The sequence below is a fragment of the Metaclostridioides mangenotii genome (assembly GCF_017873185.1).
Taxonomy (GTDB): Bacteria; Bacillota; Clostridia; order Peptostreptococcales; family Peptostreptococcaceae; genus Metaclostridioides; species Metaclostridioides mangenotii.
This window is the reverse complement of sequence record NZ_JAGGJX010000007.1, coordinates 131,514-145,577: the sequence shown is the minus strand read 5'-3', so window position 1 is coordinate 145,577 and position 14,064 is coordinate 131,514. Positions and strand designations below refer to the sequence as shown.

Annotated in this window: 6 protein-coding genes and 1 rRNA gene; all 7 read left to right on the top strand. The window is 30.6% G+C overall.

Annotation, left to right across the window (positions count from 1 at the left end; all coding sequences use genetic code 11):
- Nucleotides 1–77, top strand: a 5S ribosomal RNA gene (rrf, locus tag J2Z43_RS13325); the annotation flags it as partial.
- A 333-nt stretch (nt 78–410) separates the two neighbouring features.
- Entirely contained in the window at nt 411–2,348 is a 1,938-nt protein-coding gene (locus tag J2Z43_RS13320; protein WP_209457606.1) for a hypothetical protein, read from the top strand.
- Nucleotides 2,341–4,581 carry an ATP-dependent helicase gene (locus tag J2Z43_RS13315; protein WP_209457605.1) on the top strand — a complete coding sequence of 747 codons (2,241 nt, stop codon included), beginning with the start codon at nt 2,341–2,343 and terminating at the stop codon, nt 4,579–4,581. The genes J2Z43_RS13320 and J2Z43_RS13315 overlap by 8 nt, the downstream gene beginning before the upstream one ends.
- A gap of 20 nt (nt 4,582–4,601) precedes the next feature.
- A complete protein-coding gene (locus J2Z43_RS13310) occupies nt 4,602–5,498 on the top strand; it encodes a PD-(D/E)XK nuclease family protein (protein WP_209457604.1) in 897 nt (298 codons plus the stop codon).
- Complete coding sequence (gene addB / locus J2Z43_RS13305) at nt 5,488–8,958, top strand: helicase-exonuclease AddAB subunit AddB (protein ID WP_209457603.1); 3,471 nt, start codon at nt 5,488–5,490, stop codon at nt 8,956–8,958. Before J2Z43_RS13310 ends, addB begins: the two co-directional genes overlap by 11 nt.
- The gene (addA, locus tag J2Z43_RS13300) at nt 8,955–12,842 is read left to right on the top strand and encodes a helicase-exonuclease AddAB subunit AddA (RefSeq protein ID WP_209457602.1); all 3,888 of its coding nucleotides are present in this window, start codon (nt 8,955–8,957) and stop codon (nt 12,840–12,842) included. The genes addB and addA overlap by 4 nt, the downstream gene beginning before the upstream one ends.
- Before the next feature lie 21 nt (nt 12,843–12,863).
- On the top strand, nt 12,864–14,063 hold the full coding sequence (locus J2Z43_RS13295) for an exonuclease SbcCD subunit D (protein ID WP_209457601.1): 1,200 nt from the start codon (nt 12,864–12,866) through the stop codon (nt 14,061–14,063).
- Nucleotide 14,064 lies beyond the last annotated feature (1 nt).

The following is a 14,064-nucleotide window of genomic DNA, read 5'->3' as shown; positions in this document are numbered from 1 at the left end:
CGAACACAGAAGTTAAGCTCTCTTGCGCTGATGGTACTTGGTGGGAAACTGCCTGGGAGAGTAAGACGTAGCCACGTAGTCTTTTTTTAGTTTTTGATTAAATATAATGAAGGGTTAATGGTTAAATTCCGAACGTATATGATGACGACATTGTGAGCTTGTAGACTGGCTAAGAAACCACGCGGGACGTCTACAAGCTCACAACAACATCATCATATCCATTCGAAATTCAACCATTAACCCTCTATTTATTTATTTCAAAACCTTAAAAGCTTTTTACGTTAGGGCTGTGTTGCGGGGAAGATCAAAGTAAAGAACAAGAACAAGATCCAAAAACTACTGTCTCTACTTTGTCATGTATCTAAGATCTTTATGTTATAATTAATATATAATAATTGATGAGGTGAAGTATGAAGTACTTACATGATAAGGATAATAATGGTGAATCATTACAAAAATATATAGATTTAGTAACTAAAGAAAAACTAAGATCTGCTAAGATTATGTTTTTGGTTCCTAGATCAAATCTTGTGTTTAAGTATAAAAATCAAATAAATTTGAATTTTAGCGAAGAGTTAAATATTACTACATATATAGGGTTTGTGAAAAAAGAATTGGTTAAATACTGGCCGATAATATTAAAAAGATGTGCGGGCATAAAAAAGAAGTGTGTATCACCAGTATTTATTTCAAATAATTTATGCGAGTATTTATTGATTTCTAAAGTAGAGGAAAAGAGAAATTTGAAAGGATACTTTGCTGATATTACTGCTACGAGTAGGTCGATTGCAAATAGTATAAAGTTAAATATAGAAAAATCGGCTTATAATCTTGTTGATTTAAAGAGTATTGGCAATAAGATTTATTCGTCGAAAAAGAATAAAGATTCTATGGTTAAATTTTCGTATAGTCAAATGGATGAGATTATTGATTATTATATGGATACTTTACTATCAAATGCTATGCTCGATAATGCAATGAGCGTTTATTTGTACAATAAATTCTTGCTAAATGACTCTGATTATCTAGAAAGATTGTGCTCTAATTTAGATTATTTGATAGTAGATAGTTTAGAGCTTTCTTCTAATGCTGAGGTAGAATTTGTAGATAAAGTTTCTAAATATTTAAAAGAGACACATATATACTTTGATAGAAAGAAGGATTATTCTGCATTTAATAATGTAGATTTTGATTATATAAATGAAATAATACTTTCTCATTTGGATAATAGTGTAGATTCTGATGAAATATTTAAAGGTGCTACTTTAGGAGATATTTATACGCTTGATTTAGACATTTCTTTAGACGATTCAAGTCAGCTATATAATCAAATGGTAGAAGCTATTGATAAAAAGATTGATGATCTTATAAAAAATGGTGCAAATCCTAAGGATATGGTTCTGATATCGCCTATTAATAATACGGTTCTTGATATGAGATTAAAGTCTTATTTTAGTCGAAAATTTTTAAATCTTAAAAATACTAAACTAGATAGGAAAATTACTGATTATCCTTATGCAAATGCTCTACTTGTTGCTGCGTGTATACTATACGATAAAGATGATTATATCAATGATGAAGAGTATATTAATTTTATTGAAGTTGTTTTAGGTGTAAATCCTATTGTTGCTAGGAATATATTTAATGTTAGATTTAATATAGAGAATGGTGATTTGTTAAATGATTTAGACTGCAAAAATTACAGAGCTTATAAAACTATTATTGATTATATAAAAGGAAAAAAAGATACTGATATTGAGATATATGAGTTTTTAATAAAGTTTTATGTTAATCATATGCTTCAACTTAAACATGGAAAAGAAAATGTTAAAATATGTAAGCAGATTGTACATGAAAGTAAGTCTTTTACTGAGAATATAGAGCTATTAGAAATAACAGGTAAAAAGAATAAAGAGGAAATATTCATAGAGGCATTTAAAATGACTACTTATGATTATTATACAATTCTGGATTTGAATGAAATAAAAGACGGAGGGGATCTTATTCTGACTACTCCTTATGCTTACATTTCTTCAGAGATGAATAGGCCTATACAGATTTGGGTGGATATTGGCAGTAATTTATGGAATATGAAGTTAGAAAAAGAAATTAGTAATTTAATTGTTCTTAGAAAGTCTTTTGGTGAAAATCTAGTGTTTACAAAGGAAATGGAAGAGAGCTATAAGAAATACTATTTGTACAACACTATATACAATATTTTGTCTTCTGCAAAAAAGGTGTACGCTTTTAAAAGTGAGTACTCTGTAAATGGATATGTACAGGAGAGTAATTTGTACGGTATATTTATGAAAATATTGAGTGGAAAGGAGTCTGATAACCTTGAATAATATAAAATACAGGGAAGACCAACTTCCAATAATAAACTATGAATCTGGCACTATGGCAGTTACAGCAGTTCCTGGGGCTGGAAAGACTTTTATTGTTACTAACTTAGTTGCGAAGCTTCTTCATGAGGGAAAAAATGATGGAAAAAAGATCCTTATATTAACATATATGAATAGTGCAGTGAACAATTTTAAGGGCAGAATTAAAAAATTGTTAGAACAAAATGAGATTAATGAAACTAATTCATATGAGGTTATGACTATACATAGCTTAGCAATAAAAATCATCAGAGAGAATCCTGAGGCTATTATGCTTAGTGAAGATTTTAATATTGCGGATGATATACAGAAAAGTATGATTCTTACAGATTGTATAAGTAATTTTAGAGCAAATGGTGGAGAAAGAAGTTTTAGCTGGTTTGTAAAGGAACAAAAAGATCCTGAGTGGCGACAGAGAACTTTAGATTCTTGGGAAAATGGATTTTTTGATATTGTTATAAATGCTATAAGTCAATTAAAGTATAAGGAAATATCGCCTGGAATTCTTGGAAACTTAGTTTATAGTAGCGATGTTGAATTTCTAAAAGTTGTCTACCCTATATATAAACAGTATGATAAGAAATTAAAACAAAGTGGTCTTTTAGACTACGATGATATACTTATTCTTGCCAATAAAGCTTTACAAAATGACGAGAGCTTAAGAGCTAAATTCGAAAATAGATATAAATATATATTTGAAGATGAATGCCAAGATTCTAATGAAATTCAAGGTAAGATAATTAGACAGATCTCTGAAAAAAATAATAATTTGGTAAGAGTTGGAGATGTTAACCAAAGTATAACGGGTACATTTTCTTCATCAGATCCAAAGTTTTTTAAACAGTTTATGAAAGAAGCACAAATGTGCTATAAGATGTATATGTCAGGTAGGAGCTCAAAAGATGTGCTAGATTTGGCAAATAGATTGGCTGAGTATGTTACAAGTGAGTTTAAACAGGAAGAGTGTAGAAATGCACTTGAGTATATGGATATAAAAACAGTTCCAGAAGGAAAGGGATATAAGTCAAATCCATCTTCAGATAACTATAATATAAATATAAAACTTTACAAAACTTGGAATGAAGAGATTGAAAATACAGTGAGATATGTAAAGGGAATAAAGAAGAAATATCCAGAAAAAAGCATCGGTATACTTGTGCCTTTTAATAATCAAGTAACCCAAATTGCTGAGGTTATGTCGGAAAATAAACTTGAATTTGAAGAGCTTGGACCTAACTCTGCTAAGAAAAGAAAGGTGATAAATAAAATTTCATCTTTCCTTAATTTTATTTTAAATAGCAATGATGTTGATAAACTTTTAGAGGCTATAAAAGAAATTTATCTAGATGATTATTCAGATGAAACAAATGAAACACTAATCGATTATGTTAAACATAAGAATTATAGCGTAGAAGAATTATTGTACGGTACTATTAATAATAAATCTTTCAGATTAGATTTAGGTGAGGATCTTCTAAACTTACCTGAAGGAAGCAGTGTATTTGGAAAATTTAAAGAAAGTTTAATAAGTGTAAGAGAAGTACTTGATTACCCAAGAACTAGGATTGATCTTCTTATAATGTACATTGGTGATAGTATAGATTTAAGTGTCGAGGAGTCTGCAATAGTTGATTACATATCTTTTTATGCAAAATACCTGTGTACTGAAGATGTACATTTCGATTTGAGTAATTTACACAATATCTTGGCAGATAGCAAAAGTAGAGTGTTTTCGCATATAATAGATGTCGTGTACGAAATTAACGGGTATGAACCAGAGCCTGGAAGTATTACAATTTGCAATTATCATAAGTCTAAAGGATTAGAATGGGATTGTGTATTTTTACTTGGTCTTACAGAGTATAATTTCCCAGACAATATAAATCAAAAATTCCAAGGTGAAAAGTGGTTTCTAAAGGAAAAATACAAAAATCCTGTAGCAGTAATTAAATCTGAAGTAGATGAAATCAGCGGGTCTAAATATTCAGGTAATTATACTTATGAAGAAAAGATTAGTTTGATCGATGAGAAAATAAGACTTTTATATGTTGGAATTACTAGAGCCAAGGAGATGTTGATTTTATCTAGTAGCGCGTATAGAATTGATGCAGATATAGGTCGAAAGAATAAAGAACAAGCCCCTTGCAATTATATAAAAGAGCTAGGAAAGTATATAATCGCTAAGAGGAATGAGTAAAAAAGAATGGGAATGATGAGATGAATAGAAAATTAGTGAATTTTAATTACAGTCAAAACTCGATAAATACATATAAATCATGTCCAGTAAAGTTTAAATACAAGTATATAGATAAGATAAATTGGATGAAAGACGATATTGAGAGTAGAGGATATTATGACAGTTTAAAAACTGGTCTAGATTTTCATCTATTGTGCGAGAGGTATTTTAATTCTATACCAGTTGGAATGGATATGATAAGTGACAATGATAGAAATAAATTTACAAAGTGGATAGAAAGAGTTAAGAGAGATATCCCTATAGAACAAAATAAAAAATATTTGACAGAGTATGAGATTGCACTCAATTTAAATGGAAATAAAATTCAGGCAATGTACGATCTTTTAGTAGTAGGTGAAGACTCCATTGAGATATGGGATTGGAAGACTGAATCTAGAAAAATAAACTATAAAAATGTCGAAAGTAGGGTACAGACAATTGTTTATATGTTTTTAGCAAAAGAGGTTATTCCAAAGCTGTTTGGTATAAAAGTTGACTTTGAAAATGTAAAGATGACATATTATCAACCAGGATTTGAAGACACGAAGATAAGCATTTTGTACGACAAAGAAAAGCATAAAACATTTAAAAATTATATTGTGAAATACTTAGATATGATCAAAAAAACCGATTTTAATTATAAAGATGATATATTTTTAAATGATGCAGATTCTGTACAAAATGATGGAGAAATGTTGTATAATAATAATATAGAACGTATGTGCTGGGAAAGTGATGAAAGCACTATTGACACTGGAGAAAATGCTATTAAATTAGTTAAAAATAAAAAACACTGCAATTACTGCGAATTTAATAAATTATGCAACAATAAAGATGTAGATTTTGAGATTTTGGAGAGTGAGGTTTATGGCACTTAGATTTATTTTTGGTCGTGGAGGAGCTGGGAAATCTTCATATATACTTGATGAAATAAAAAGCCAAGTTAAGTCTGAAGAAAAAACTCCAGTTTTACTTATTGTACCAGATCAATATACGTTTGAAATAGAAAAAAAAGTTAGTGAATTGTATTTAGGAGAAGAAAAGGACAAGTACCTAAGAACTAGGGTGCTTAGTTTTAATACTCTAAGTCGTATTGTTTTTTCACAAGTTGGTGGTCTTACTGATGTAAATATTAACTCTAGTGGAAAGGCAATGATTACATATAAGGCTGTTGAAAGTGTAGCAGATGAGCTAAAAGTTTTTTCTAAATCAATGACACAGCCAGGATTTATAAGCTCTATATCGGATACTATATCTGAGTTAAAACAGTACAATTTATCTTATGAGAAATTAGATGAAGTATCGGATAGAATTGAAAATGAAATGCTTAGTATGAAGCTTAAAGATATAAGTAAAATCTACGAGTCATTTGAGAAAAATTTACATGAAAAATATGTTGATTCACAAGATATACTGGAGTCCTTGGCAAATAAAATATCTATGTCTAACTATTTAGATGGGGCCAGAGTATATATAGATGAGTTTACGGGATTTACGCCAAAACAGTATAATATGCTAAAGGAGATTTTAAAAAAAGCCAAGGAAGTAAATATATCTCTTACTTTAGATAGGGTAGATGATCTTGGCTATAGCAAAATGGATATATTCTCTAGAACAAAATTTACTTATAATAAGTTTATAAAAATGTGTGAAGAAGAGAGTATAGAGGTTCTAAAGCCGGTTAATTTAAATGTTGGTGATATTAAGAGATTTGATGGAAATAAAGAGTTATTACATTTAGAAAAGTACTATAGCTTTTACCCGTATAAAATTTACAATGATAAAACAAATAATATTGAAATAAAAGCGTTTAACAACTTGTACCATGAAATAGAGGAAATTGCTAAAGAAATAACTATTTTAGCTAGAGAGAAAGGTATAAGATACAAAGATATAACAATTGCTACAAGGGATTTGAATAGATACAATTTTTTAGTTCAATCAATTTTTAGTGAGTATGATATACCTTACTTTATAGATGAAAAAAGAGAAGCTAAGAGTAACCCTATAATTGTGCTTATTATATCTATTTTAGAGATGAAAAATAAAGGTTATAAGTACGACACTATGTTTAGATATCTAAAGAGTGGACTTTTGGGATTTGATGATGACGATATTAGTTTATTAGAAAACTATGTACTTGCAAATGGTATAAAAGGAAAAAAATGGTTTGAAAAAAAATGGAATTATCGTGTTAATCATAATTACTCAAATGATGAGAGCGAGTATGAATTGAGTTTAAAAAATAGAGTTAATGATATTAAGAATGAAGTTATTAGTCCAATATTAGAATTTCAAGGTAAGTTAAAGAGAAAAAATAAGGTAGAAGAAATTTGCAAGTATATTTACGAGTTTTTGCTTGATATAAAACTACCTGAGACTATAGAAAGGCTAATCTCGGAATTTAAGACGACAGGAGATTTAGATAGGGCCAGCCAGTATTCGCAGATATGGGATATAGTGATAGAAATGTTTGATCAAATGGTTGAACTTCTTGGGGATGAGTATATTTCAATAGAAAGATTTACTAAACTTTTAAATTTGGGATTTGAAGAAAATGAACTCGGTCTTGTTCCTCCAAGTCTTGATCAAGTACTAGTGAGTAGTGTAGATAGGATGAAAAATACAGATACAAAATATCTGTATTTAGTTGGAGCAATTGATGGAGTATTTCCGATGATAACAAAAGATGATGGTTTAATTAACGATAAAGATAGATTTTTACTTGAGGAAAAGGGAATAGAAGTTGATATAGACAGCAAGACAAAAACTTATGAAGAACAGTTTTTAGTATATAGAGCACTTACATCAACAAAGGAAAATCTAATAGTATCTTACCCGATATCAGATCATGAAGGTAAGACACTTAGACCGTCAACTATTGTATCAAAATTACAAAAAATATTCCCTAATATAAAAGATACGAGCTATCTAGTAGAGCTTTGTGAAAAGAATGATGGTAGTATTCTAAAGAAGATTATAGCTAAAAAGCCGACTTTTAACGAAATGATAAATGCTTTTAAAGAATATGATGTAGATGAAAGTAATGAAGAAGTGTTAAACAGTATTTGGTTGGATGTCTATAGATTTTTCCTTGAAGACGATCAGTATAAAACTATAACATATAACCTTCTAAAAGGTCTTAGATATACAAACCGCTTAAGTAAAATAGAAGATAAAAAAGTAAAACAGCTTTATCAAAGCAATTTACTAAGTGTATCCAGATTAGAAAAATATTCGGAATGCCCGTTTTCGTATTTTATTCAGTATGGACTTAAGGCTAAGGAGAGAAAAGAGTATGATTTTACTCCTCCAGACCTTGGGATATTTGTACACAATATCCTAGAGATATTCTCAAAAGAGCTTTTAAAGGATAGGCTAGGGTGGAGAGATATAGATGATAACTATATTAAAGAAAAGGTTTCAGTTATTGTAGATGAGCTGATAAAGGTTATACCAGGGTATATCTTAAACAGCTCTGCCAGGTATAAATACCTTTCATTTAGATTAAAAAAGATGGTAACAAGTTCAATTACAATTATAAGCCATCACATTAAAAATGGGTCGTTTGAGCCTGCTGATTACGAGGTTCAGTTTGGGATAGACAGTAAGTATCCTCCTATAAAAATAGTATTAGAAAACGGTGAAGAAATAAATTTAATTGGTCAAATAGATAGAATTGATGAATTTGAAAAGGGCGAAGAAAAGTACATTAGAATAATAGACTACAAATCGGGAACAAAATCTATGAATTTGACGGATGTTTACCATGGGCTTCAGCTTCAATTGATGGTGTACTTAGATGCAATACTAGAGAGTAAAAATTCAGATGGTGGAGATCTTAAACCTGCAGCAATAATGTATTTTAAAATAGATGATCCAATAGCAAGCTTTAATGAGAATAAAGATGATGGAGAGATCAAAGAAGCTATTTTAAAAGAGCTTAGAATGAAAGGTCTGTTACTAAAGGACAGCGACATTATAAGAGAGATGGATAAGAATCTTCAAGGTGAAGGAAGAAAGACATCGCTTATTATACCTGTATCCTTTAATAAAGACGGAACATTAGGAAAAGGGACTTCTCTAGTTGACTATGATGAATTCGATGTAATAAGAAAATATGTAAAACAGGCAATAGTAGACATATGTGAAGACATGATGGGTGGAAATATTGATATATCTCCGTACAAACACAATAACTCAACATCATGTGATTTCTGTAAGTATTCAGCAATATGTCAGTTTGATACTACACTTAAAGACAATAAATACAAGATAATCAACAAAAAATCTAATGATGAGATAATTCAAATGATGAAAGGAGATATTGAAAGATGAGTTCTCCTAAATGGACAAAAGAGCAGCAAGAGGTAATAGATAATAGAAATTCCGATCTTCTGGTTTCAGCTGCTGCAGGGTCGGGAAAGACTGCAGTTTTGGTTGAGAGAATTATCCAGATGATAACTTCAAAAGAGAATCCGATAGATATAGATAAGCTTTTAGTAGTTACATTTACAAATGCAGCAGCTTCAGAGATGAGAGAGAGAATTGGAGATGCTATAGTTAAAGAGCTTGATAAAAATCCAGAAAGTAAATTTTTGCAAAATCAAATACTTCTCTTAAATAGAGCTAGTATAACTACTATACATTCCTTCTGTCTAGATGTAATAAAATCAAATTTTCATACAATAGAGCTTGATCCTAATTTTAGAATTGGAGATCAGACGGAGTGTACACTTCTAAAGAAAGAAGCACTTGAGGAAGTCTTTGATGAGCTGTACGAAGAAAATAATGTAGGTTTTCTAAATTTAGTAGAAAGTTATGCAGAGAGAGGTGGAGATAAATCTATACAGGATATGTTGCTTCAGATATATTCTTTTGCGATGACTTCACCAGAACCAACAAAGTGGCTAAACGAATCAGCTGAGATGTTTAATATAGATGAAGACTTCGATTTTTCAGATTCTATATGGGCGAAGTATGTACTAGAATCTGTTGAACTAGAACTTGGCGGAGTTATGCAAGATATGAGAAATGCTATTGACAATATAGAAGGTATAGAAGAAATAAAAACTTTTACGGATAAATTAAAAATTGAGTACAGAAAAATAGAAAATATATTGCAGGCTTGTAAAATGTCATGGGGAGAAACCTATAAAGAACTATCGAAATTTGAATTTGAGAACTACGTAAAAGGTGTAAAAAGAATACCAAAAGATGCACCTGAGTACATCAAAATATATAAAGATAGATCTAAGGCAACTAGGGATAAAGCTAAAAAGTCGATAGAAGAAATAATAAAAACTTCGTTTAATAAGGACAGTAAATCTATAACTTATGAATTAAAGATACTATACCAACTTATGAAGCCAATCTCTGACTTAGTGCTTAAATTTGATGAAAGATATGCTGAAAAGAAGAGGGAGAAATCTATTATAGATTTCAATGATATAGAACATTTCGCACTAAAGATCCTTACAGATAAGGGAGAGGGTGGAGAACTGATACCTTCTGAAGTTGCTATTAAATACCAGGAAACTTTTTATGAAATATTTATAGATGAATACCAGGATAGCAACCTTGTACAAGAAGTTCTTCTTAAATCAGTTTCTAAATCGGAGCATCCTAATAGATTTATGGTCGGGGATGTAAAACAGAGTATTTACAGGTTTAGGCAAGCTAGGCCCGAGCTTTTTTTAAGTAAATACAACGACTACAGCATAGAAAAGGGAAGTCGTTATAGAAAAATAATGCTTTATAAAAATTTTAGAAGTAGGGATGAAGTAATCGATTCAATAAACTATATTTTTGAAAATATAATGAGTGTAAATATAGGTGAGATAGCATACACAGAAGATGAAAGATTAAACTTAGGGGCTAGTTTTAAAGAAAATGAATGTGGAAATACTGTGGTAGGTGGAGCTACCGAAGTACATTTAATTGAGAAGAACGATAAGTCGAAATCAAGTTTAAAGGGAAATTTAAGTGAAGACTACAATTTTGACGATGAATACAGTGATAGCGAAGAAGAACATGAGGAACTCGACAATATTCAGATAGAAGCGAGAATGGTAGGCAAAATTATAAAAGATATAGTGAAACCGAATAAAGAAGGCGAAATTCAAAAGGTGTACGATAAGACTTTAAACGATTACAGGCCAGTAAAGTTTAAAGACATTGTAATACTCCTACGCGCAACTTCAGCTTGGGCACCAGTTTTTTCCGAAGAGCTTATGAATATGGATATCCCGACATTTGCAGATATAGGGGGTGGATATTTTGACACAATAGAAATTAAAACTTTAATATCTCTGTTACAAGTAATCGACAACCCAATGCAAGATATACCTTTAATAGCAGTTTTAAAGTCGCCAATATTTGGATTTACACCGGGGGATCTTGTAAATGTAAGAGTTGTAGATAGGGAAGGAAGTTTTTATGAAGCTTTAAAGATTTTATCAAAATTTGAGACTGTGGATGAAACAAAAGCTAATATCGAAACTGATACTGAGAATGTTGGAGAATTAAATTTTAAAGCAGAAATCGAATCTGAATTTTTAGATACAGTATTTAAGAGCAAGAAGTTTTTGAACAAACTTGAGGAGTATAGAATTAAATCTATGTACATGAGTACTTTCGAGTTTTTATGGTATATATACAATGATTCTGGTTACTACGCATACGTTGGTGCTATGCCAGGAGGAGTTCAAAGACAGGCAAATTTAAGAACTTTATTTGAAAGAGCAAAACAGTTTGAAGAGACAAGTTATAAAGGTATATTTAACTTTATTAATTTTGTAGATAAACTTAAAAAATCTAGTGGAGATATTGGAAGTGCAAAGACTTTAGGAGAGAACGCAAACGTAGTCAGAATAATGAGTATCCATAAGAGTAAAGGCCTTGAGTTCCCTGTAGTGATTTGTTCTGCACTAGGTAAAAATTTCAATATGCAGGACTTTAGAAAAAATATTTTATACCATCAGGATCTAGGATATGGACCGCAGTTTGTGGATTTTGATAGGAGAATATCATTTCCTAGTATTGCAAAAGAGACTTTAAAAAAGAAAATGCTAATGGAAAACTTATCAGAGGAGATGAGAGTACTTTATGTTGCTCTTACAAGAGCAAAGGAAAAGTTAATACTTACTGGCTCAACTAAAAGTGTAGATAAGAGCTTGGACAAGTGGTCATCGAATATAGATAGTAGTGGAAAAGTTTCTGAGTATGGAATTTTTAAAGGAAGAAACTATTTAGATTGGATAATGCCTGTAGTAATTAAGCATAAGGACTCGGCAAATATAAGAGAAAACCTAAATTTAGATATTTGTGTTGATGATAATAGATCGAAATGGACAACTAGAATATGGAATAGAGATGAGATAAGCATAAATTCTGTAGAGATTGTTGAAAAAGATAGTGTAGAAAGAATAATCAAAAACATTGATTTCGAGAAATACAATAGCAACTACGGTAAGTTTATTGAGGATTCTCTAAACTACAGATATTCATACAACTTGAGCACTGTAAAACCATCGAGTATTTCAGTTACTGATATAAAAAAAATACAGGAGAGTTACGATGAGGATTTGTCTGATCATATATTTAGTCAACAAAATAAGTATGAGATTAGTCTAAAAAAACCTCTATTTGTCCAAAATAGTGAAGTAAAGAATAAGATAAGTGCATCTGAGCGGGGTACTATAGTACACATGTTTATGCAGCTTGTAGATCTAAATAGAGTTGCAACGATTGACAGTATTAAAGAGCAAATAGATGATTTAATAAAAAGAAGTGTTATAACAGAAAATCAAGCGGCTGTAGTAAATCCGTTTAAAGTATACAAATTTTTCAAGAGTGATTTAGGTAAAAGAATGCTTAAATCAGAGCTTATTAGTAGAGAAAAAGTAATATATTCTAGGGTTAACATGAAGGATTTATACATTAACGATGATGAAATATTGAGAGATGAAGTAAATATTTATGATGATGAAACTCTTATGATGAGAGGCATTATAGATGCTTATTTTGAAGAAGATGGAGAAATTGTATTAATCGATTACAAAACAGATTTTGTGAACGAAGAAAATACAGAAGAGATTTTAAATAGATACAAAAAACAGTTACAACTTTATGCAAAGGCATTAAGTGAACTTACAGGAAAGAAAGTAAAAGAGAAGTGGATATACTTATTTGGAGTAGAACGAGGTTTCTTATACAAATAATATAGTGGGGAGGAGTAATAAATGAGATTTATACACACATCAGACTGGCATCTGGGTAAAACTCTAGAAGGTCACTCTCGTATCGATGAACAGGAGAAGTTTTGTGAAGATTTTATAGGACTAGTGGATGAAAAAAACATTGATTTAGTTATAATTGCAGGTGATATATACGACACATATAATCCATCTGCTCAGGCAGAGAGGTTATTTTACAAGACAGTATCTAGGCTTGCTGACAATGGACGAAGATGTGTATTTATAATATCTGGGAACCACGATAATCCTGATAGATTATCGGCTGCAGTTCCACTAGCTCTTGAGCAAGGAATAATAATATTAGGAAAACCAAATAGTTCGACGGAGCTAGGCGAATATAAAAATTTCAAAATTACAGAAGCAAAAGAAGGTTGTACAAAGTTAAATATAAAAGGAGAAGATGTAACAATATTATCACTTCCGTATCCAAGTGAGAAGAGGTTAAATGATTTAATAGAAGATAACGATACTGAGGAGAAGAGACAGAGTTCTTATTCAGAAAAGGTTGGAAATATTTTTAGAGAGCTAGAAAAAAACTTTGATGATAAAAGTGTAAATATAGCAGTATCGCATATATTTATAACTGGTGGAGATAGTTCTGATTCTGAAAGACCTATCCAGCTTGGAGGAAGTTTACTAGTTGAGAAAAAGGATTTACCAGAGAAAGCAGATTACATAGCACTTGGGCACCTTCACAAGCCTCAGAAGGCATCAGAGTACTTCAGTGCATATTACTCTGGTTCTCCTTTGCAGTATAGTAAAAGTGAGAGAGTGTATGCAAAAGGAGCCAATATTGTAGATATACATGCAGGTGAAGATGCTGTAATTGAAAAAGTATACTTTAAAAATTATAAACCTATAGAAGTGTTTAAATGCAATGGAATCGAAGAAGCGATAAAAATATGTGAAGAAAATAAAGATAGAGATATATGGTCGTTTTTTGAGATAACTACTGATGAGGTTATTGACCAGTCAGATCTTAAAACAATGAAAGAGTTGTTAAAAGATATAATAGAGATCAAACCTATTATCAATACAATACAGACAAAAGAAGAAATAGACTTAAAAGAAAAATCTATGGGCGAGCTTTTTAAAGAGTTCTATATATTTAGCAAAGGTGTGGAGCCAAAGGGAGAGCTTATGGATTTATTCATGGACATAATATATGAAGAAGGTGAAATCTAAG